Raw genomic sequence first — 21,708 nt, 5'->3', positions numbered from 1 at the left:
ATATTTTGTTAAAAGCAAAAAAACTCTGATAATTTTTTATAAAAATGAAGAACTTTTTTAAATCAAAAAAAAAAGCGGTTCTAACCGCCCTGAACTATTGTTTTCTTATTTTGAAGTGTGCATTCAGCTGGCCTTGAATCATTTTTTTCTTATCTTCGAGCATTTTATCTCTTTCTTTTTTCAGCATTTCTTTTCTAATTTCAAACGTTTGAACGCCGTCTTCGATTTTATCTGCAATTTCCATTAATGTTTCAATATCTGAAAAGGAATATTTTCTCGTTCCTTGTTTCGTTCTTTCGGGAAAAATTAATTTTCTTTCTTCATAATATCGTATTTTTCTTGGTGATAGCCCTGTTAGTTCACTAACGATACCGATCGTAATGACTTTTTTATCCTTATATGATTCTGACATTGTTATACCTCCTTTTATAACGTTATTACGTTAAAATTTATAACATTTTCAGCCATTAACTTTATTATACAATTTTTTTTCGTATTTTTTAATTTTTATTGTAAGATTTTCTTACATTGAATACTTATAAATATTTTTTCCTTGTTCAAATTGACAAGAAAGCAAACTATTAGTATCCTTTGTACAGATCACATTTGGGTTGGAGGAAAGGTTTATGTTACATACGAAACAAACGAATCTTGAATCTTTTTTACATCAATATAAAGATCGCGCACGTCTTCTTATTACATGCAACGACCAGCCAGGAATTGTTGCAAAAATTTCTAAAGTTTTATATGAACACGGCGCCAATATCGTCCAATCAGATCAATATTCAACAGATCCTTCAGGCGGCACTTTTTTTATGCGCGTTGAATTTGAATTACCGGATATAGAACGTAAAAAAGGCGAGCTTGAAAAAGACTTTGAGCCGATCGGAAAAGAATTGCAAATGAAATGGCAATTTTCATATATGAACCAATTAAAGCGAATGGCGATTTTCGTATCGAAACAAGATCATTGCCTTCTCGATCTTCTTTGGCGTTATCAATCAGGCGATTTTTTTTGCGAAATACCTTTGGTAATCAGCAACCATCCAGATTTGCGTGAACCAGTTGAATCGCTTGGAATTCCGTATTATTACATACCGGTCAATAAAGACAATAAGCCGGAAGCGGAAAAGCAGCAGCTTGAACTGTTGAAGAAATATAATATTGATTTCGTCGTTCTCGCCCGTTATATGCAAATTTTATCTCCAGATTTCATCAAGCATTACCGGCATCGAATTATTAACATCCATCATTCGTTCTTGCCTGCATTTGTCGGTGCAAGACCGTATGAGCGCGCATATGAACGTGGAGTCAAAATTATTGGAGCCACTTCCCATTATGTGACGGAAGATTTGGACGAAGGACCAATTATTGAACAAGGGGTTAAAGAGGTCAGCCATCGGTACAATGTTGAAGATTTAAAAAGGGTCGGAAGAACGATTGAACGCGACGTTCTCGCCCGCGCTGTACAATTACATTTGGAAGACCGCATCATTGTTCACGGAAACAAAACGATTGTCTTTTAAATCGAGTAGGAGGGGGTGACTAACCCCCGACCTCTCACACCACCGTACGTACGGTTCCGTATACGGCGGTTCAATTAAGATCATTGACGCAAGTCTTTATAACTTCCGTGAATAGCTGTTCTCTTTATGCCAGTGGTCACTCCACCCTCCAAGAGGTCTCCCACGGGATTCACCGCTTCCTTCCTCAAGTGAGGTACTACGTTTTCTGTGTTCATCATGACTCACTGAATGCCAAGGGCTATTCTCTCTTAATTGTTCGGTCCTTCTTAGTTGTTCTAGACCAACTAATACTATGACCTCTGCTGACTTCTGACGGTTCAGCTACTTATCACTAAGTAGGTTATGAAGCGTATTTCACCTATCCGCCAGACCTCCCCGGGTAAGTACATGCACTTTCACACCATCTATCCGCCTCATTTACTCGATATGACCTTCGACAGAAAGAGCTTTGTTTTGTTTGGCAAACTCACCCAGTGATACCTAGCCTCATATGAAGTTCGTGTTCCGAGAGACCTTAAAGTTTGCCGCTCGCTTCCTTCAGATTCCGCGTCACCACGGACACCCTTGCGTTAAGCTAACTGCTACTTCTGCCTTCGCAGCTCGGGACTTTCACCCTATAGATTACACCCATGCCGGGCGCACATCAAAAAGCGCACTTGCTTTTCACAGCATGTGCGCTTTTTTTCAATAAGAGCTCTATTGATAAATTCAATTAACAAGGATGTGGCAAAAAAGAAAATGATCGTATACTTAAATACAAAAAATGCGGGATCATTTTTGAAAAAATATTTTGTTTTTATCATTCGTTTTCTATTGCTCTATACGGTATTTCAAATACTATCAGGTAATGTTTTAACTGCTTTTTACACGCCAGATTTTTCTGCAAAAACGGGCAGTCTTAGTCAAGAGGTAGTGTTCGGTGAGCCTTCTTCCATACCATTGCTTATATCATTGTTTATTGCTACAACAGCCTATTTTCTCACTCAAAAAGTGTTGAAAGCTGCAAAATAATAAGAAAAAAGGGCCTCAGCTTTGAACTGAAGCCCTTTCCTTTAGCAGAGGTAAATAAAAGAAACCGACATGTTTGCCGATTTCTTTTATTTCATTGTTAATTTTATAAAAATCACGGGAAACGTCTTTCTATAATGGAGACGGTGGGACGTGCTGATCCATGCTTTCGCAATGGCACTGACTATATCTTGAACCTAAACAGGTCCTCCGGCGTGTTATGCGAAATTTAGATTTGCCGTACGGCAGAATTTCGCATCCTAGTACTACCTTGAAGGCAGCCTATGAGTCGATACACGGCTGTTGGATTGCTCCACATACCGCTCGGTGTTGCCATATCGCAGAAACGACTTAGGTTTCACCGATTAAGCCGGATTTTCACTTGTGTGTTGCCACACAAGGCGACTATTTCCTAATCGAACCCACGTCCAGAGATATCGCCACTTAAGCATCTACGAGCGTATCCGACATATTTAACATTTCACTGTTCCTTAGCCTGTCGGCAGGCATCCGGACAGCTAGTCTGATTCGTCTCTTCCCTCTTCCTCAGACGGCGGAATCGGGCGTAGCCCACTTAAGTTGAACCCCTTTTCCTCCACATGGGCGATGGAAGAAAGGAGCCTTTAGCATTAAGCAGCTAAAGCGTAGTTGTTTTGTTTGCCAGTTATCTTTAGGCGACGTTGATGACGGAGACGATCCCTCCGGCTCGCAGCTTAAGCTCGATCTATCCCTGTCGAATCCAAAACGTCCCCGTTTTATTCGAGCTAGTGCTTGAGAAATATATTCAACTGGCAACGACATATATTATTATAACAAAAACAATATATTTTTCAATTGTCATTTATTGTTATCATTAATAGATCCCTTTTTGTTTTTGTTGAAATGCCCGTTCAATTTCTCTTTTCGCTTCTTTTCGTTTTAAATCCTCCCGCTTATCGTATTTCTTTTTCCCTTTTCCTAGCCCGATAAGCACTTTCGCAAATCCATTTTTAATGTAAAGCTTCAGCGGAACTAATGAATAGCCCTGTTCTTTTGTGGCCCCGATCAGCTTATTGATTTCTCTTCGATGCAAAAGAAGCTTTCTCGTTCTTAACGGCTCATGGTTGTATCGATTTCCCTGCTCATACGGGCTGATATGCATGTTATGAAGAAAAACTTCCCCTTTTTCCACTCTTGCGAACGCATCTTTTAAATTGGCGCGGCCGGCGCGAATCGATTTAATTTCCGTTCCCTGCAGGACGATCCCAGCTTCATACGTTTCTTCAATAAAATAGTCGTGGTGCGCCTTTTTATTTTGGGCAATCAGTTTCCCTTCTCCCTTTGACATTCTCTGTCACCCTTTCGTGAAAATTAGGGGTAAAGATTATTATAGCAAATGAACATTTTCGCCTCAATCAAGATTCTTTCTAAGTGAAATTTTGCTGTTTCAATGAGTTTGTTTTTTAGACATCTGGCCTCGCTTTAACGCTTTTTCTTCTTCCGCTTCTTTTTCGATACGTTTTTATAAAACTTTTTCTTTTTTGATTTCGGCGGTCTCGTTGACCATTCTTCCTCTTCTTCCTGATGTTTGCTCTTAATCACCTTCACCGTTTCAGGACGTGTTGATTTTTTTCGTTTTTTTCTCATACCGACAATTTCAAAATCGATGGATCGTTCCTCTTTATCAACATTCACAACGCGGACGGTAATTTCATCGCCGATGCGGTAAACATTTCCCGTTCTTTCGCCGATCATCGCATAATGACGTTCATCATAATGGTAGTAATCATCCGTCATATAGCTTACATGAACGAGACCTTCAACAGTATTCGGGAGCTCGACAAACATGCCGAAGTTTGTGACTGAACTGATGATTCCATCAAATTCTTCCCCAATCTTATCCAGCATAAATTCTGCTTTTTTCAAATCATCCGTTTCACGCTCCGCATCAACAGCCCGCCGTTCCATATTGGAAGAATGTTCTGCAATTTCCGGCAAAATTGATGCCCATTTCATCTGTGTCTTTTCGTCTATTTTCCCTTCAAGCAAATATTTGCGAATGAGTCGATGAACTATCAAATCAGGATAACGGCGAATCGGGGAAGTAAAATGGGTGTAAAATTCGGTCGACAATCCGAAATGCCCGACGCTTTCCGGATGATATTTCGCTTGCTTCATAGACCGAAGCATGACAGTTGAAATCACCATTTCTTCAGGTTTTCCCCGTACTTCATCTAAAATTTGCTGCAAAGCGCGCGGATGAATATTGTTTCCTGTTCCCTTCACGACATAACCGAAATTTGTAATAAATTCCAAGAAACGTCTTAGTTTTTCCTCATTCGGTTTTTCGTGAATTCGATATATAAACGGTACATTTAACCAGTGAAAATGTTCTGCTACTGTTTCATTTGCAAGCAGCATAAATTCTTCAATTAACCGTTCCGCTACAGATCGTTCCCGAATAATGACATCATACGGTTTGCCTTTCTCATCCACCAAAACTTTCGCTTCCTTAAAATCAAAATCGATCGCTCCGCGCAGCATTCTTTTTTTCCGTAAAATCGACGCAAGCTCAGCCATATCCTCAAGCATGGGGACAATTTCTTGATATTTTTCCCGAAGCTGTTCATCCTTTTCAATCAAAATTTTATTGACATTTGAATAAGTCATCCGCTCAGCGGAGCGAATAATACTTTGAAAAATATCATGCTGAACTACGTTCCCATATTCATCCACAATCATTTCGCACGATAATGTCAGACGATCCACCTTCGGATTCAGCGAACAAATTCCGTTTGATAAGCGATGCGGTATCATCGGAATGACGCGATCAACTAAATATACGCTTGTCCCGCGTGCAAATGCCTCTCTGTCAATCGGAGTTCCTTCTTTTACATAATAACTGACATCTGCGATATGCACGCCAAGCTTATAGCAGCCGTTATTTAACTTTGTTACTGTTACGGCATCATCCAAATCTTTTGCATCTTCACCATCAATAGTAATGATTAATTCGTTGCGAAGGTCTCGTCTGTTCTTGATTTCCTCGCTCTTAATCTCATCAGGTGTTTCGTTTGCTTGCTTTAATACATCATCCGGAAAGCTCAATGGCAGCTGATGCTTATGAATGATTGATAAAATATCGACGCCTGGATCATTTTTATGGCCTAAAATTTGTACGACTTCTCCTTCTGCACTCATTCGTCCTTCAGGATATGACGTGAGTCGGACAATTACTTTATGACCTTCAACCGCCCCATTTGATGCATTTTTCGGAATAAAAATGTCGTTGACAATCTTTTTGTCGTCAGGTATGACAAATCCGAAGTTTTTGCTTTCCGTATATGTTCCGACAATTTCCGTTATTCCTCTTTCCAAAATGCGTATGACCGTGCCTTCCTGTCTCGCCCCGCTTGTTTTCGGGCTTAGCCGCACAAGAACTTTGTCTCCATGCATCGCATGATTCAGCTCGCCGGGCGGAATGAACACGTCATCAAAACCTGGTTCATCCGGTTCAACGAAAGCAAATCCGCGGGCATGTCCGACCAGTGTTCCGCGGATCAAATTCATTTTTTCTGGAACACCGTATCGATTTGCTCTCGTTCGCACAATGAGGCCTTTTTCTTCCATCTTATTTAAAGTAATAATCAGCTTTTTAAATTCGTCTGCGTCCTCTAGCTGAAAAGCTTCTTCTAATTCCTCCACAGTCAAAGGTTTATAAGCCTCTTCCTTCATAAAAGAAAGAAGCCTTTCAGCTAATTGCATATCGGGTTCTGCCAATACAATAACCTCCTTTTACTCCTGCCAATCAAGGCTCTCTAAAAATTCATAGACGTCCTGATGCAGTTCATCTCGCTGCTTGTCAAGCGTAATAACATGCGACGATTCTTCATACCATTTGATTTTTTTTATATTTGAGCTTACTTCGTTATAAATAATATTTGCACTATCCGGATTGATCATTTCATCGTGCCGCGCCTGAACCACAAATGTCGGGGCATAAATCATATCGACATTTTCTCTCACATCAGAAATCAAACGCTGCAGAGCTTTCAACGTTTTCATTGGTGTTTTTTGAAACTCTTCCATTTCCGCCTCAATCTGTTCTTCCGGCTTTCCTTCAAATTGTTTATATTTGCGGGCATATTTTAAAATCCCTTTATACATCGTTTCTTCGCTTTTAATATACATCGGGGCGCACATTGGAATAATTCCTTTTACAGGTACAGTGTATCCCAGTTTTAAAGAAAAAACTCCTCCAAGAGACAAACCGGCAACTGCAATTTCTTTAAAACCTAAGTCTTTCAGATGTTCGTAGCCGCCCATCACATCTTGCCACCAGTCATCGGGACCGGTATGAACCAATTCTTCCGGAGGAACCCCATGGCCTTTATATTGAGGGGCATGACAAGTATACCCTTTATCTTGCAAAAAACGCCCAAGCATCCGCACATCTGCTGAATTTCCAGTAAAGCCGTGAAGCAGCAGTACAGCACGATTCCCACCTTCAAACGTAAAAGGTTTCGGCGGTAAAACTTTCATTTTAAAATCTCCTTCTCTTTTTAAATTCTTTATTTTTTACAATGAACTGTAGTATGAAAAAAGTTTGAATTCCATTATATACCAAAAACGTTGTTCATTCAACAGCTTTATTTTCCCATAGAAAAAAGGCCTGTTTGACAGACCTTTCTAGCTATTATAATCCAAACCATGAAACAGCAATCGCTAAAACAAAAAATAACACAGAAAGAACGATTGTAATACGATGTAAGATTAAATCTATTCCACGCGCTTTTTGCTTCCCAAAAAGCTGTTCAGCACCTCCGGAAATGGCTCCAGATAATCCAGCACTTTTTCCAGACTGCAGTATCACCACAGCGATCAGCGCAATAGATACAATAGCTAATAGTATGACAAGCAGAGTATGCATGTCCACTCCACCTCCTAAAAAAACGCACATTACAATAGTTTTAATGTATCATAAATTGGCTCATTACACAATAGCGTATCCATTCAGAAAATACGAAAGCGGATGTATTGAAGCAAGTCATCCAACTCTGTATTACCTTCCACGATGTTTTGCCTTCGCTTTTAAACGCTTTAACTCTCTTTTTCGCTTGATGAGAGCTTCGCGAAAGCTCCTTGCGCAAAACTTTTCTCTCTTTTTTACGATGCTCCAATTCTAGCTGAAGAGCTGTTTGGGCATATTGGGCATATGTGGAAAGCGGCCTTGTTTTCATTTCCTTTGCAGCTTCACGCTGCAGTCGCTTCGGATTTTTGCGCTTTTTCATTTCAAGCGGCACGGCGGTTGTTGTGCGGCACTTGTGCAGTAACGATAGCATCGGACCATTCGCAAATGCCAAAACTTCATCATCTTTTGGCTCTGGACGAAATACGTAGCGAACCGCTTTTAAAGCTTCACCTTCCTTTTGCTCAACCACACCGATCCAGAATTGTCCATCGTAAAAAAAAGTCAACTTCATGAAAGGCCCTCCTTGTAAAACGTAACGACAGCAATGGACATCCCAAGGAGGGGAAGGATACTGACACTCTTTCAGAGTGCGCCCGGACTACCAACCGGGACTGTGTTTTTATGCTGTCTATGTTTTTATTATAAGTTTGTTTATTGGCAATAAGAAAATATTTACACATCGTCTAGGCTATGATTTTGTGTGCTTTGAGCTTAATTAAAAAAGGTCTAACCAAATAACTCGGTTAGACCTTTTCATAGATAGTGTTATTTTTTCAAGTTATAGAAAGATTTAATTCCTTGGTAAATTGCAGTATCGCCAAGTTGATCTTCGATGCGAAGCAATTGATTGTATTTCGCAACGCGGTCCGTTCGGGAAGGTGCGCCTGTTTTAATTTGGCCTGCGTTTGTTGCCACAGCAATGTCTGCAATGGTGCTGTCTTCCGTCTCGCCTGAGCGATGGGAGATGACCGCTGTATAGCCGGCGCGTTTTGCCATTTCGATCGCATCAAACGTTTCTGTTAACGTTCCGATTTGGTTAACTTTAATCAGAATAGAGTTGCCGACTCCTTTTTCAATGCCTTCCGCTAATTTTTTTGTATTTGTTACAAATAAATCGTCTCCGACAAGCTGAACTTTTCCGCCTAAACGTTCTGTTAACAGTTTATGGCCTTCCCAGTCGTTCTCATCAAGTCCGTCTTCAATCGAAATGATCGGATATTTGGAGACAAGCTCTTCATACCATTGCACCATTTCTTCCGACGTTTTTACAACGCCTTCTCCTTCTAGGTGGTACTTGCCGTCTTCTTTATTAAACAGTTCAGAAGAAGCAACATCCATCGCAAGCTTAACTTGTTCGCCAGGTTTGTAGCCGGCTTTTTCAATTGCTTCGATAATAGTTTGCAAAGCTTCTTCATTTGATTGTAAATTTGGAGCGAATCCGCCTTCATCACCAACAGCTGTATTATATCCTTTTCCTTTTAATACAGATTTTAATGAATGGAAAATTTCCGCTCCCATCCGCAGTGCTTCCCGGAAGCTTTCCGCGCCGACCGGCATAATCATGAATTCTTGAATATCAACATTGTTGTCTGCATGAGCGCCGCCGTTTAAAATGTTCATCATCGGCACAGGAAGAGTTTTCGCATTGAAGCCGCCGAGATATTGATACAGCGGAACACCTAAATAATCAGCTGCAGCACGAGCAACGGCCATAGAAACACCTAAAATTGCGTTTGCTCCCAGCTTTCCTTTATTTTCTGTTCCGTCAAGTTCGATTAATAGTTGATCGATGGCATTTTGTTCCGTCACATCAAAGCCTAACAGTTCTGGGGCAATAATTTCGTTCACGTTTTTAACTGCTGTTAAAACCCCTTTTCCAAGGTAGCGTTCTTTATCACCGTCACGCAATTCAACAGCCTCGTACTCACCTGTGGATGCACCGCTAGGTACAAGCGCCCGTCCAAATGCACCTGATTCTGTATACACCTCTACTTCAACTGTCGGATTTCCTCTTGAATCAAGCACTTCACGTGCATAAACATCAGTAATAGCTGGCATATTGCTTCATCTCCTTTATTTATGATTTAATAAGACTTTTCCCTGTCATTTCTTTCGGTTTTTCCAGCCCGAGCAGCTCGAGCATCGTTGGTGCTAAATCGCCTAAAATTCCGTCTTCTCTCAATTCGATTCCTTTTTTCGTTATAATAACCGGCACTGGATTTGTCGTATGTGCGGTTTGCGGTTTTCCGTCAAGTGTAACGACTTCGTCCGCATTTCCGTGGTCAGCAGTTATAATAGCTGTTCCGCCTTTTTCGAGAATCAAATCCACCACTTTTCCGAGACATTCATCAACCGCTTCGACTGCCTTTATCGTTGGCTCAAGTTTGCCGGAGTGGCCGACCATGTCCGGATTGGCAAAATTCAATATGATCGCATCATGCTTGTCAGCCTCAATTTCTTTTAAAAGCGCCTCAGTTACTTCATATGCGCTCATTTCCGGTTTTAAATCATACGTGGCTACCTTCGGTGAATCAATTAAAATCCGTTCTTCGCCAGGAAACTTCTCTTCCCGGCCTCCGCTCATAAAGAACGTAACATGCGGATATTTTTCTGTTTCTGCTATGCGCAGCTGCCTCAATCCGGCTTGGGAAATGACTTCGCCAATTGTGTTGTCCAAGTTAACCGGCTTGAAGGCAACATATCCTTTCACCGTTTCGCTAAAATGCGTCAAACAAACGAAGAATAAACGTTTTGGATGTTTCGGTCCCCTATCAAAGGAACGGAAATCTTCATTTGTGAATGTATTCGAAATTTGAATGGCGCGATCCGGACGGAAATTATAGAAAATGACCGCGTCATCATCTTGAATGGTTGCAACAGGACTGCCGTCTTCTTTTGTCATAACAGAAGGGATGACAAACTCATCATAAATCCCGTGTGCATAAGAATCTTCAATACATTCGTATGCGTTTTTGTAAGCTGGCCCTTCGCCATACACCATCGCTCTGTATGCTTTTTCTACTCGATCCCATCTTTTATCTCTGTCCATCGAGTAATAGCGGCCTGAAATCGTTGCGATCTGTCCTACTCCGTATTCATTGATCTTTTCATTCAGCTGATCAATATATTGCTTCGCCGTTTGCGGACCAACATCGCGTCCGTCCAAAAATCCATGAATGAACACATTTTTCACTTGCTGATCTTTCGCCAATTTTAACAAGGCGAATAAGTGGTTAATGTGGCTGTGAACGCCGCCATCCGATAATAAGCCGAAAATGTGAAGGTTCGTTCCTTTTTCTTTCACGTGGTTCATAGCTGAAAGAAATGTTTCATTTTCAAAAAATTCGCCTTCACGAATCGCTATGTTAACGCGTGTTAAACTTTGGTATACAATTCTGCCTGCACCGATGTTTAAATGTCCAACTTCAGAATTTCCCATTTGACCTTCCGGCAAGCCGACAGCTTCTCCACATGCTTTTAACGTTGCATGCGGGTATGTATTCCAAAATCGATCAAAATTCGGCTTGTTCGCTTGAGCCACAGCATTTCCTTTCACTTCGTCACGCAGAGCAAAACCGTCTAATATAATTAACGCTACTGGCTTTTTACTCATTTTGGCCTTCCTCCAATAGCTGCAAGAAAGAGCGTGGTTCCAGGCTTGCGCCTCCGACTAATGCTCCGTCAATTTCCGGCTGGTTTAGAAAATCTTTAATATTTTCCGGTTTAACACTGCCGCCATATTGAATGCGAACTTCGTTTGCAACATCATCGGAATAAATATCGGCAATTACACCCCGAATATGGGCACATACTTCATTGGCATCCTCCGGAGAAGACGATTTTCCTGTGCCAATCGCCCAAATCGGCTCATAAGCAATCACGATGTTTTTCACAGCCGACGCATCGACTCCAGCCAACGCTTTTTTGACTTGATCGCCAACAATTTCATTCGTTTTTCCAGCTTCACGCTCAGCTAATGATTCGCCTACACATACGATCGGAGTTAATTCGTGTTTGAAAGCAGCCAATACTTTTTTATTCACGGTTTCGTCTGTTTCGGCAAACATTTCCCGGCGTTCGGAGTGTCCAATGATCACATAATCAACACCGATATCCGCCAATGCAACAGGGCTGATTTCCCCTGTATAAGCTCCGCTTTCTTCAAAATGCATATTTTGAGCGCCAATTTTTAGTTCAGAGCCTTCAGCCAATTCCACAAGCTGACCTAAAAATAAGGCAGGTGCACATATAACGGAATCAACTTTATCCTGTGGGGGAACGAGTGATTTAACTTCCTTTACAAAGCTTTTTGCTTCTTCCAGCGTCTTATGCATTTTCCAATTCCCTGCAATAATCGGCTTTCTCATCTTTACACCTTCCTTTTTACGGAAATGGTTGTGGTTATTTGTCTTCCAATATTTGAACTCCCGGAAGTTTCTTTCCTTCCATGAACTCTAAAGATGCTCCTCCTCCGGTTGAGATGTGGTTCATTTTATCCGCAAGACCGAATTTTTCTACTGCTGCAGCTGAATCACCGCCGCCGATGACCGTATAAGTATGTTCTGCTTTCGCCAAGCTTTCCGCTACAGCTTTTGTTCCCTTTGCAAAAGCATCCATTTCAAAAACGCCCATCGGTCCGTTCCAAACAACAAGCTTTGATTGTTGAATGACATCCGCATAAATTTCAGCCGTTTTAGGTCCAATGTCAAGTGCTTCCCAATCAGCCGGAATACTGTCAATATCCACTACTTTTGTATTGGCATCATTTGAAAAATCATCTGCTACCACAACATCTACAGGCATATAAAAGCGAACGCCCTTTTCTTTGGCACGTTCCATAAACGATTTTGCCAGTTCTATTTTATCTTCTTCAAGCAAAGACTTGCCGATTTCGTGACCCAGCGCTTTTACAAACGTATAAGCAAGTCCTCCGCCGATAATCAAATTATCTACACGTTCTAATAAATTTTCGATAACTCCGATTTTATCTTTTACTTTTGCACCCCCGATAATCGCTGTAAATGGGCGGTCAGGATTATCAAGCGCTTTAGATAAAACATTGATTTCTTTTTCCATTAAAAATCCTGCAACAGATGGTAAATATTCCGCAATGCCTGCGGTGGATGCATGTGCGCGGTGAGCAGCGCCAAAGGCATCGTTAACATATAGATCCGCCAATTCAGCAAAAGCTTTAGCAAGCTCAGGATCATTTTTTTCTTCGCCAGGATAAAAGCGTACATTTTCCAGAACGAGAATGTCGCCATTGTTTAACTTGTCTACTTCCGCTTTTACAGCCGCACCGTAAGCTTCATCTACTTTGACCACCTTTTTGCCTAACAGTTCTTCTAAACGCTTCGCTACAGGCGTCAATCGAAGCTCTTCCACAACCTGTCCTTTTGGTCTGCCAAGGTGGCTGGCAAGCAATACTTTCGCTCCTTGATCCGCCAAGTATTGGATCGTTGGGAGTGCAGCTCGAATGCGTGTATCATCGGTTATTTTGCCATCCTGCATCGGTACATTAAAGTCAACTCGGCAAAATACCGTTTTCCCTTTCACATCGACATCTTTTATCGTTTTCTTGTTCATGGCTCAAGCTCCTCCTTCACAATAACGATCAGGAAAAAATTCTTCCTACATGTTGAAAGGGAAAGGGGAATGTAAACGTCCCCTTCCCCTTCCCGCTTTTCATTATAGCTTTTTAAACAGGCAAGCTACAAGTCCGTATTTAAAGATTATAAACCTTGTTTTGCAATGTAAGCCGCCAAATCTACCACGCGGTTTGAGTATCCTGTTTCGTTATCGTACCAAGAAACAACTTTCACCATGCGGTTTTCAAGCACCATAGTAGAAAGCGCATCAATCGTAGAAGAATGAGTATCACCATTATAGTCTCTGGATACAAGCGGCTCCTCGCTGTACGCTAAAATACCTTTCAATTCTCCTTCAGCTGCTTCTTTAAGCGCCGCATTTACTTCTTCCACTGTTACGTCTTTTTCAAGCTCAGCCACTAAGTCAACGATGGACACATTTGGTGTCGGAACACGCATTGCCATACCGTTAAGTTTTCCTTTTAATTCAGGCAATACGAGCGCAACTGCTTTAGCCGCACCAGTTGTTGTCGGTATGATAGATTCTGCTGCAGCGCGAGCGCGGCGGTAATCTTTGTGTGGCAAGTCTAAAATTTGTTGGTCATTTGTATAAGCGTGCACAGTTGTCATCATGCCTCGAACAATGCCAAATTTTTCATGCAAAACTTTTGCAAACGGAGCTAAGCAGTTTGTTGTACATGAAGCGTTGGAAATGACATGATGATTGCTTGGATCATATTTGTCTTCGTTTACGCCCATAACAATTGTGATATCTTCTTCTTTAGCCGGCGCAGAAATGATTACTTTTTTCGCACCTGCTTCAAGGTGTTTTGCTGCATCTTGACGGTTCGTGAAGCGACCAGTAGATTCTACTACAATGTCAACGCCAAGGTCTCCCCAGCCTAATTGAGCTGGATCGCGCTCGGATAATACTTGAATTTCTTTTCCATCCACGACCAAGTTATTTCCGTTTACCCCGACTTCCACATCGAGTTTTCCATGAACAGAATCGTATTGTAAAAGATGTGCAAGCATGTTTGCATCTGTTAAATCATTTACTGCTACTACTTCTACTTCAGGATTTTTTAATGCTGCGCGGAATACATTGCGTCCAATACGACCAAAACCATTAATACCAATTTTCACTGCCATCTTTAAGTCCTCCTTCAATTTTAGGAATGATGTTTATATTGAGGGAGCTTTACAGTTCCCTTAATAACTCTTTAGCTGCCACTTCGTCAGTTACTAAAATCGTGGCTAATGATTGATTCATATACGCTTTGATCGCTTTTGCTTTAGAGGCTCCTCCAGCAACCGCGATCACATTTCGTATGTTTTTTAAGTCCTCCAGCTGCATTCCAACCGTTTGAACTTTATGGACGACTTCACCTTTTTGGTTGAAGTAATAACCGAAAGCTTCGCCTACTGCTTTTCCTTTTTTAATTTTTTCGAAATCTTCCTTCGGAGTCTTTCTTCGCTCCGCCATTGTTTGAGCATCCCCGATGCCATGAACAAGCATTTTCGCTGAACGTATAATTTTTAAAAGGTCTTTTATTTCCGGTTCTTCGATAATGGATTCATATGCTTCCTTGCTTAGCTGGTCAGGAACATGGAGCAGCCTGTATTTCCCATGTGCACGTTCAGCTATTTTGGCGCAAATCGTATTCGCCTGGTTTTCAACATTTTCCCCTAGTCCGCCTCTTGCAGGGACAAATAAAACATTTCGGCGATGACCTAACGGAATCATCATTTCAGCAACAGCTGCCAGCGTTGTGCCGCCTGCCACAGCAACAACCTCGTCATCCTGCAAATGATTCATAATGCATTGTGCACAAGCTCTTCCCATTTCTTTTTTCACGAGGGGCGAATGGTCGCTGTCACCTGAAACAACAATCACTTCATCTAAATGAAGCTTCTCTTTTAATGTAGTTTCCAAAAAAGTTAGACCTAAAACATCTTTCATCATTTCTTCCAATGATGAAAGAAGATCATCCCCTTCTTTCGTTAAGGTCATTCCCGAGGGGTGAATATGAATTAAATTTTGTTCCTTTAAAAATTGCACTTCTCCACGCAGAATTCTTTCACTGATGCCTAAATTGTTTGACAAGCTTCGTCTTCCTACAGGCTGCATCAGTCGAATGGACTGCAAAATTTGATAGCGCTTTTGCATAGTTTGGAGAAGATCAGGCAATAATTTTTTTTGAGCTTCAATTAATGATTGCATTTTCAAGACCCTTCAGCTCTTTCTTTCCGGGACTTTTTTTGTCCCTGTAAGACAAATTATGTCCCAATTATAGCAAAAAAATTCACCCCTTGCTACATATATTATTTTAGCAGGAGCGCAAATGTTAATCAACAGAAACAAGTTCCAGCAAACGTTTTCTTAAAGAATTTTCTTCAATTTTCCCAAAAATAACAATCTTTCCATTCACTTCAATGACTGGAATCATTAGTTGATATTTTTCCAGCAGCCGGTCATCTTGATAAATATCTTTTTCTTTCAGATCAAAGGGTATTTCAGCTTGCAGCTTATACAGCAATTCCTTTGCTTCATCACACAATGGACATGTTTGCTTCGTATAAAGAACCACTTGATTCACGAATCCAATTCCTTTCTAATTATATCTTTTTCGCAAATTGGACGAAGGGATATTGAGCTGATCGCGGTATTTGGCCACTGTTCTTCTCGAAACATTCATATTATAATTCTCTTTCAACAGGTTGGCAATTTTTTGATCTGAAAGCGGTCTTTGCTTATTTTCTTGATCAATTAATTGCTGAATGACCTGTTTAACATTCGCACTTGATGTATCTTCTTCTCCCACTTTGTTAGTGAAAAAATATTTCAACTCATATAAACCGAAAGGAGTTTGAACAAATTTATCATTGACCGCTCTGCTTACAGTCGACTCGTGAATGTTAAGAGAATCAGCGATATCTTTTAATGTTAGCGGTTTCAAAACGTTGTTTTTCAAATAGAAAAAGTCTTTCTGAAATCGTATAATTTCCTGCATAACTTTGACAAGCGTTTCCTTCCGCTGCTCAAGCGATTTTAACAGCCAGCGTCCTTGATGGAGTTTAGTCTGTACGTAAGATTTTACATCTTTTTCTGTTTGTACAATCGGTTCATAGTCCCGATTGATTTTAATTTGCGGCAAAAGATCTTCATTATAATATACAATCCAATCTCCATTTCGCTCTTCAATCATTAAATCAGGGGTGATATAATTCGGGGTTTCCTCATCAAATTGCAGACCAGGTCTTGGATTCAATGTTTGAACAAAATCGAAAATTTGCTGAAGAGCATTCAGCGACAGACCTGTCTTTTTGGAAAGATCCTTCCAAGCTTTTGTGGCAAACAGATGAAAATGCTCTTTTAACACGAACTCGGAGCCTTCAGGTTTTTCCTCGATTTCTTTAGCCTGCAAAAGCAAGCATTCTTGAAGCGAACGTGCCCCGACGCCAATTGGATCTAATGATTGCAGTACAGACAGCTGTTTTTCCAAAAGATCGATCGAAATTTGGAACTTTTCCGATAGGCGGGATAAGTCTTCTGACATATAACCATTTGAGTCCACTGCATCGATTAAAATATGAATAGCACGCCGTTCGTTTTCGGTAAAACGAAATTCTACGAGCTGATTTCGCAAATGATCTTTTAGCCCCATCCCTTTTTTCGGCATATTTTCGATCCAGCGGCCATCCTCCTTGTTTGCCCTCTGCTGCTTTCTTTGATTATGATAAAATATCGGTGGATGGGATTCTTCCAATTCCACAAAGGGGTTTTCAAGCGTAATTTCCCTCAAGTAAGATACTAAATCGATTGTAGAATATTGCAAAAGCCCTATGGCTTGCTTCAGCTCTTTCGTCATCGCCAATCTCAAGGATTGGTTTTGGACTAAGTCCATTTTTATATGCATCAGAACTCCCCCCCTTTAGTTCTATTTTACATGAAGAATTTAAAAAAAGAATCTAAAATTTTGGAGGAACGAACATGACACAGCTTTTTTCTGTTTCCTATTTTAAAGAAAACTTTAAACAGTACATTGAAATGAATAAAGAAAAATCTTCAAAGATTGATGCCATGAACAGCTACTACCGATCTGTCGTCTCAACTTTAATTTACGACCAGCTAACCAAAAATGCAGAAATATTGAAAAGACTGCAAAATCTTGATCAAGCATATAATCAAGTGAAAAACGAGGAATAAAAGAACTTTTAAATTTTAATGTATGGGAGCAGTTTTTGAAGTCGGCATATAAGCCGATTTCTTTTTTTGCAGTAAAGCTTTTGGTTAAAACAAAAAACTGAGCAAATATAAGCTGCCCAGCTTTTGTTTTCATTTTTATTTCGATTCATGTTTTGGCAAATATTCTGTCGTAAAAATTTCCTTTGCATCAAATGTTTTTTCTAATAAACCGAGATCGTGCAATTGTTTAATTAATGTTGCCCAGCGTTCTTCCGTCATATATCCGACTCCATGCTCTGCTCTATCTCCTCCATATACAAAATCCACTTGTGTTTCGGCTTCAAATTTTAATGATTCTAATTCCATATCAGCGTTGTCTTTCTGAATCACTTTATTAATCTCTTCGTAAGAATCTTTGTATAAATACCATCCTTCGACAAAAGCATCCACAAATGCTTTGACAGTTTCTTTATTTTTTTCTAAATAGTCTTTTGTAACATATAACACAACGTTATAAGGATTATAACCTGCATCAGATATGAGCTTCGTTTCTACATCTACTCCATCTTTTTTTAAGAAAAACGGCTCTGAAGTCACAAAGGCTTGGCTTACAGAATTGGGATCGCTAATAAAATTCGAATGCTGTCCTGTATAAGCCAATTCTTGTACATTACTTAAATTATATTTAGATTTCAAAAAGTCCCAATACGTAATACCAGGCTGTATATATACTTTTCTTCCATTTAATTCATCAAAATCGTCAATTCCCTTTCCTTTATGGAACATTAATGCCTGCGGGCTTCCTTGCATGGCAGCAGCTACAGCGACTAATTCAATTCCTTGATTTCTAGCAATAACCATTTGGTCAGCATGTGCAAGCCCAAAGTCAGCACTTCCAGATGCAACCATTTGAATAGACGAGACTTGCGGCCCGCCCGGTTCGATCGTGACTTTTAAACCGTTTTTTTCAAACAATCCGTTTTCTTGTGCTGCATACAAACCGCCATGCTGCGCCTTCGGAAACCAATTTAATACAATTTTTACATCTTTTAAGTCTTTTTTCTCTTCATTCGAAGCGCTGTCTCCCTCGTTTGTTGAGCTGCTCGACTCTTGTCCGCCGCAGGCGGTGAGGAAGAACATGAATATAATCCCGATTAATAGAAAACTCGCTTTGCGCCATGCTTTCAATTCTTTTTCCCCCTTTTTGCACTTTTTTTGAAACTCAATAAAGCTCGTTCCCTAACGCAGCAAACCATTTTTATGCAAAAAAAATTAGCAAATTAAATTCAGCTCTTGTAAGCAATAGTGATTATGTCAACTTAATTTTTGTTCAAATTTTTTATTTTTCTCCCTTCATCGCGGATTCGTGCCATGATCTCAGCATGAAATGAGAAAACAAACTTACGAGTAAGTAAAAGACAATCCCAAAAATAGCAGCGGCAATTCCGCAAGCAAATAAATATGGTGTTTTTAATTGAACGGCTGCTACCGTAATGGCATACCCTAAACCGCCTTTTCCTCCGCCAATTCCAGCTATATATTCACCCGTAATAGCTCCAACGATCGATAGCGTGCTGGATATTTTTAAGCCGGTCATCATGTAAGGCATAGCAGCCGGAATTCGGAGCTTCCACATTTTTTGCCATTTTGACGCATTATATAAAGTAAATAATTCGCTCATATTTTTATCGACTGAATTCAATCCCATTAACGTATTTGAAATGATCGGAAAAAATCCAATTAAAAATGAAATCATCACAATCGAATTGAAGCCCGAGCCGAACCAGATAACAACGATCGGTGCAATAGCTACAACCGGTATCGTTTGTAAAATAACCGCATACGGGTAAATGCTTATTTCTAAAATTTTTGAGCTTGCTAATAAAACCGCAAAGCCAATTCCAATGATGGCGCTTATTACAAATCCGATCACAGATTCAGCCACCGTTATTTGTATGGCTGGCCATAATAACTCCCAATCTTCAACCGCCGCTTGAAGGACGTCCGTCGGTTTTGGAAGTATAAACGGCTGCACGCCAACCATAATCGGTACAAACTGCCATAAAGAAAGAAAAACAACAAGCGCAGCAATCGGACCAATAATCTTCCATTTTGATTTGCTCCATATTTTCAGTTTGCCAGTATTATTTGATTGAGCGACAATTTCCTTCGTTTGAGTGGTTGCTGTTTGTACAGACATTTATACCAACTCCCTTCGGGTTGAACTATTCTCAAGACTTTGCGAGGAAATATCGACATATTCTGTAAACCGCTCATCTGTCCGCTCCCTCGGATAAGGAAGATCGACATCGATGATAGATGATAATCGTCCGGGCCGAGCTGACAACACTGCAATTCTAGTAGAAAGATAGACAGCTTCAAATACATTATGAGTAACGAACAAAATTGTCATTTTCTCCCTTTTCCATATTTCAAGCAGCTCCGTCTGCAAGGTCTGTCTTGTAATCTCGTCTAATGCAGCAAACGGTTCATCCATTAACAGCAATTTAGGTTTTGCAGCCAACGCTCGAGCTATAGACACCCTCATTCTCATTCCGCCTGACAACTGCCTAGGATATGACTTTATATAATCCTTTAGTCCAACCATCTCCAATACTTTGATCGCATCCTCTTTGCGGCTTTTTTTATCCGAACCCCTTAATTCTAAAGGCAGCATCACATTTTCCAGCACCGTTCTCCATGGAAGCAAGTTGGCATCTTGGAATACAAAAGCAACATCATTTGTATTTTTTATAACTTCTTTCGGGTTTTGCCCAAATACTTCTACCTTGCCCTCAGTAGCTTCGCCTAAACCTGCCACCATTCTTAATGCCGTTGATTTCCCGCAGCCAGACGGGCCGAGGAAGCTTATAAATTCCCCTTCTGTGATGGAAAAATGGAATTGGCTTAAAGCGACTGTGCCGGTATTGTAAATCTTACTAACATGATGAAATGCGACAATCTCGTTTCGAATTGCTTCCACTGCTTATCCCCCCTTATCTAAGTTAGAATAGCTGAGTTTCTTATTCTTGGTTTTTTATAATTGACTTTTGTATGCTCAAGAGCCGTTTCCAGCATTCTTTCAGCAGCTTTTTGCGCCCGCATGGCAAATGATTCTTCATCGATATTGACAAGACGCCCTTTATCTACGACAATCTGTCCGCCAACGATAGTCATATCGACTGTCGGTGTGCCCGCTAGAATCGGAAGTGCCGTATCGTTGAAAAGCGCACCGGCAAATTCTAATCGATTCGTATCAATCATAAACATATCAGCAGCCTTGCCGACTTCCAATGAACCAATGGCATCTTCCCAGCCAAGCACTTTAGCTGAGCCTCTCGTCGCAATCGACAAACAATCTTCAGCACTTAGCGCCATCGTTCCATGCTGAAGATTATGGAGCAGGTTCATAATTTTTAAATCTAATAATAGATTGGAAGAATCATTAGAAGCTGAACCATCAACACCAAATCCCACTTTTACCCCTGCATGCAGCATGTCCATAATTCGCATCGTTCCGGAAGCCATTTTCATATTGCTGCTCGGACAATGAGCAACTCCGCAGCCGCAAGCACCCAGCTTGGCAATTTCTTTGTCATCAAACCAGATTCCATGTGCATACCACACGTCTTCGCCGACCCAACCTGTTTCTTCCATTAGTTCGAAAGGACGCATGCCAAACTTTTCTCTGCAAAAATCCTCTTCATCGATCGTTTCCGCCAAATGGGTATGCATCCGAACGCCATAACTGCGTGCTAAATCCGCTGATTCACGCAGCAAGTCTTTGCTAACCGAAAATGGTGAACAAGGTGCAACACCTACCCGCAGCATCGAATATTTACTAGGATCATGATAGGTTTCAATAATTCTCATGGTATCTCGAAGAATTACATCCTCCGGCTGAACGATTTCATCTGGCGGCAATCCCCCTTTTGATCGGCCTAAACTCATAGAACCTCTAGTTGGGTAAAAACGAATTCCGATCTCACGTGCTGCCCGTATTTCCTCATCAATTAATTCACCGCTGACTCCATTCGGAAAAACATAAAAATGGTCAGCTGATGTCGTACAACCGCTTTTAAGCAACTCACCTAATCCGACAACAGCACTTAAATACACATCTTCCGGCCTTAGATGGCGCCAAATATCGTACAAAGCGATTAGCCAATCAAACAGCTCAACATTTTGCACCCAAGGGATATTGCGGGTGAAAGTCTGATACAAATGATGATGCGTATTGATTAACCCCGGATAAACAATTTTTCCGCGCGCATCAATGACAATATCCGCTGACTCACAAGGTAAATCATAGCCGATCGCTTTAATCTCTTGACCGACAACATACATGCTGCCGCCTGGGTATTCCGTTCGATTTTCATCCATCGTAATAATATTTTTGGCATTTTTTATGAACAACATCTTCATTCATTCACCCCTTTATAATAC

Annotated in this window: 21 protein-coding genes and 1 other RNA gene; 3 read left to right on the top strand and 19 right to left on the bottom strand. The window is 40.7% G+C overall.

Going from position 1 to position 21,708, the window contains the following annotated elements; translation table 11 throughout:
* Positions 1-94: 94 nt before the first annotated feature.
* Positions 95-412 (bottom strand): MerR family transcriptional regulator, encoded by a 318-nt coding sequence (locus NSQ44_RS04105; protein ID WP_063386951.1) that lies wholly within the window; start codon positions 410-412, stop codon positions 95-97.
* A gap of 214 nt (positions 413-626) precedes the next feature.
* Here NSQ44_RS04105 and purU point away from each other — a divergent pair, with 214 nt between their 5' ends.
* Complete coding sequence (gene purU / locus NSQ44_RS04100; RefSeq protein ID WP_063386952.1) at positions 627-1,526, top strand: formyltetrahydrofolate deformylase; 900 nt, start codon at positions 627-629, stop codon at positions 1,524-1,526.
* A 738-nt stretch (positions 1,527-2,264) separates the two neighbouring features.
* Entirely contained in the window at positions 2,265-2,537 is a 273-nt protein-coding gene (locus NSQ44_RS04095) for a hypothetical protein (protein WP_340855174.1), read from the top strand.
* A gap of 410 nt (positions 2,538-2,947) precedes the next feature.
* Here NSQ44_RS04095 and ssrA read toward each other — a convergent pair.
* From ssrA to rpoN, 14 genes are all read right to left on the bottom strand, one after another.
* Positions 2,948-3,278, bottom strand: a transfer-messenger RNA (tmRNA) gene (gene ssrA / locus NSQ44_RS04090).
* Positions 3,279-3,387: 109 nt separating this feature from the next.
* The gene (gene smpB / locus NSQ44_RS04085) at positions 3,388-3,861 is read right to left on the bottom strand and encodes an SsrA-binding protein SmpB (protein WP_063386953.1); all 474 of its coding nucleotides are present in this window, start codon (positions 3,859-3,861) and stop codon (positions 3,388-3,390) included.
* 134 nt (positions 3,862-3,995) lie between these two features.
* Positions 3,996-6,278: a ribonuclease R gene (gene rnr, locus NSQ44_RS04080; protein ID WP_066249291.1), complete on the bottom strand. Its 2,283-nt coding sequence runs from the start codon at positions 6,276-6,278 to the stop codon at positions 3,996-3,998.
* A gap of 30 nt (positions 6,279-6,308) precedes the next feature.
* A complete protein-coding gene (locus NSQ44_RS04075; protein ID WP_063386954.1) occupies positions 6,309-7,055 on the bottom strand; it encodes an alpha/beta hydrolase in 747 nt (248 codons plus the stop codon).
* A 154-nt stretch (positions 7,056-7,209) separates the two neighbouring features.
* Positions 7,210-7,443: a preprotein translocase subunit SecG gene (secG, locus tag NSQ44_RS04070; protein WP_063386955.1), complete on the bottom strand. Its 234-nt coding sequence runs from the start codon at positions 7,441-7,443 to the stop codon at positions 7,210-7,212.
* Positions 7,444-7,483: 40 nt separating this feature from the next.
* Positions 7,484-7,996, bottom strand: a complete 513-nt coding sequence (locus NSQ44_RS04065; protein WP_340855171.1) for a YjdF family protein — start codon at positions 7,994-7,996, stop codon at positions 7,484-7,486.
* Positions 7,997-8,250: 254 nt separating this feature from the next.
* Entirely contained in the window at positions 8,251-9,543 is a 1,293-nt protein-coding gene (eno, locus tag NSQ44_RS04060; RefSeq protein ID WP_130156821.1) for a phosphopyruvate hydratase, read from the bottom strand.
* Positions 9,544-9,562: 19 nt separating this feature from the next.
* Positions 9,563-11,098 carry a 2,3-bisphosphoglycerate-independent phosphoglycerate mutase gene (gene gpmI / locus NSQ44_RS04055; RefSeq protein WP_340855168.1) on the bottom strand — a complete coding sequence of 512 codons (1,536 nt, stop codon included), beginning with the start codon at positions 11,096-11,098 and terminating at the stop codon, positions 9,563-9,565.
* The gene (gene tpiA, locus NSQ44_RS04050; RefSeq protein ID WP_340855165.1) at positions 11,091-11,852 is read right to left on the bottom strand and encodes a triose-phosphate isomerase; all 762 of its coding nucleotides are present in this window, start codon (positions 11,850-11,852) and stop codon (positions 11,091-11,093) included. Before tpiA ends, gpmI begins: the two co-directional genes overlap by 8 nt.
* A 34-nt stretch (positions 11,853-11,886) precedes the next feature.
* Positions 11,887-13,071: a phosphoglycerate kinase gene (locus NSQ44_RS04045; RefSeq protein ID WP_130156827.1), complete on the bottom strand. Its 1,185-nt coding sequence runs from the start codon at positions 13,069-13,071 to the stop codon at positions 11,887-11,889.
* A gap of 146 nt (positions 13,072-13,217) precedes the next feature.
* Positions 13,218-14,225, bottom strand: a complete 1,008-nt coding sequence (gene gap, locus NSQ44_RS04040) for a type I glyceraldehyde-3-phosphate dehydrogenase (protein WP_063386960.1) — start codon at positions 14,223-14,225, stop codon at positions 13,218-13,220.
* 49 nt (positions 14,226-14,274) lie between these two features.
* The gene (locus NSQ44_RS04035) at positions 14,275-15,297 is read right to left on the bottom strand and encodes a sugar-binding transcriptional regulator (protein WP_063386961.1); all 1,023 of its coding nucleotides are present in this window, start codon (positions 15,295-15,297) and stop codon (positions 14,275-14,277) included.
* Between the two features lie 124 nt (positions 15,298-15,421).
* Positions 15,422-15,673: a glutaredoxin family protein gene (locus NSQ44_RS04030; RefSeq protein ID WP_063386962.1), complete on the bottom strand. Its 252-nt coding sequence runs from the start codon at positions 15,671-15,673 to the stop codon at positions 15,422-15,424.
* Between the two features lie 15 nt (positions 15,674-15,688).
* Complete coding sequence (gene rpoN, locus NSQ44_RS04025) at positions 15,689-16,993, bottom strand: RNA polymerase factor sigma-54 (protein WP_340855159.1); 1,305 nt, start codon at positions 16,991-16,993, stop codon at positions 15,689-15,691.
* A gap of 74 nt (positions 16,994-17,067) precedes the next feature.
* Here rpoN and yvfG point away from each other — a divergent pair, with 74 nt between their 5' ends.
* Entirely contained in the window at positions 17,068-17,283 is a 216-nt protein-coding gene (gene yvfG / locus NSQ44_RS04020) for a protein YvfG (RefSeq protein WP_063386963.1), read from the top strand.
* 135 nt (positions 17,284-17,418) lie between these two features.
* Here the strand turns inward: yvfG and NSQ44_RS04015 are convergent, their stop codons facing one another.
* From NSQ44_RS04015 to NSQ44_RS04000, 4 genes are all read right to left on the bottom strand, one after another.
* Positions 17,419-18,450, bottom strand: coding sequence for an ABC transporter substrate-binding protein (locus NSQ44_RS04015; protein WP_063386964.1), 1,032 nt, complete (start codon positions 18,448-18,450; stop codon positions 17,419-17,421).
* Positions 18,451-18,601: 151 nt separating this feature from the next.
* Positions 18,602-19,462: an ABC transporter permease gene (locus NSQ44_RS04010; RefSeq protein ID WP_066249140.1), complete on the bottom strand. Its 861-nt coding sequence runs from the start codon at positions 19,460-19,462 to the stop codon at positions 18,602-18,604.
* Positions 19,463-20,245: an ABC transporter ATP-binding protein gene (locus tag NSQ44_RS04005; protein WP_340855155.1), complete on the bottom strand. Its 783-nt coding sequence runs from the start codon at positions 20,243-20,245 to the stop codon at positions 19,463-19,465.
* A gap of 17 nt (positions 20,246-20,262) precedes the next feature.
* Positions 20,263-21,687 carry an 8-oxoguanine deaminase gene (locus NSQ44_RS04000; protein WP_340855152.1) on the bottom strand — a complete coding sequence of 475 codons (1,425 nt, stop codon included), beginning with the start codon at positions 21,685-21,687 and terminating at the stop codon, positions 20,263-20,265.
* Positions 21,688-21,708: the final 21 nt, after the last annotated feature.

Source organism: Aeribacillus sp. FSL M8-0254, from assembly GCF_038008845.1.
GTDB lineage: Bacteria > Bacillota > Bacilli > Bacillales > Aeribacillaceae > Aeribacillus > Aeribacillus composti.
This window is presented reverse-complemented; position numbering and strand designations above follow the sequence as displayed.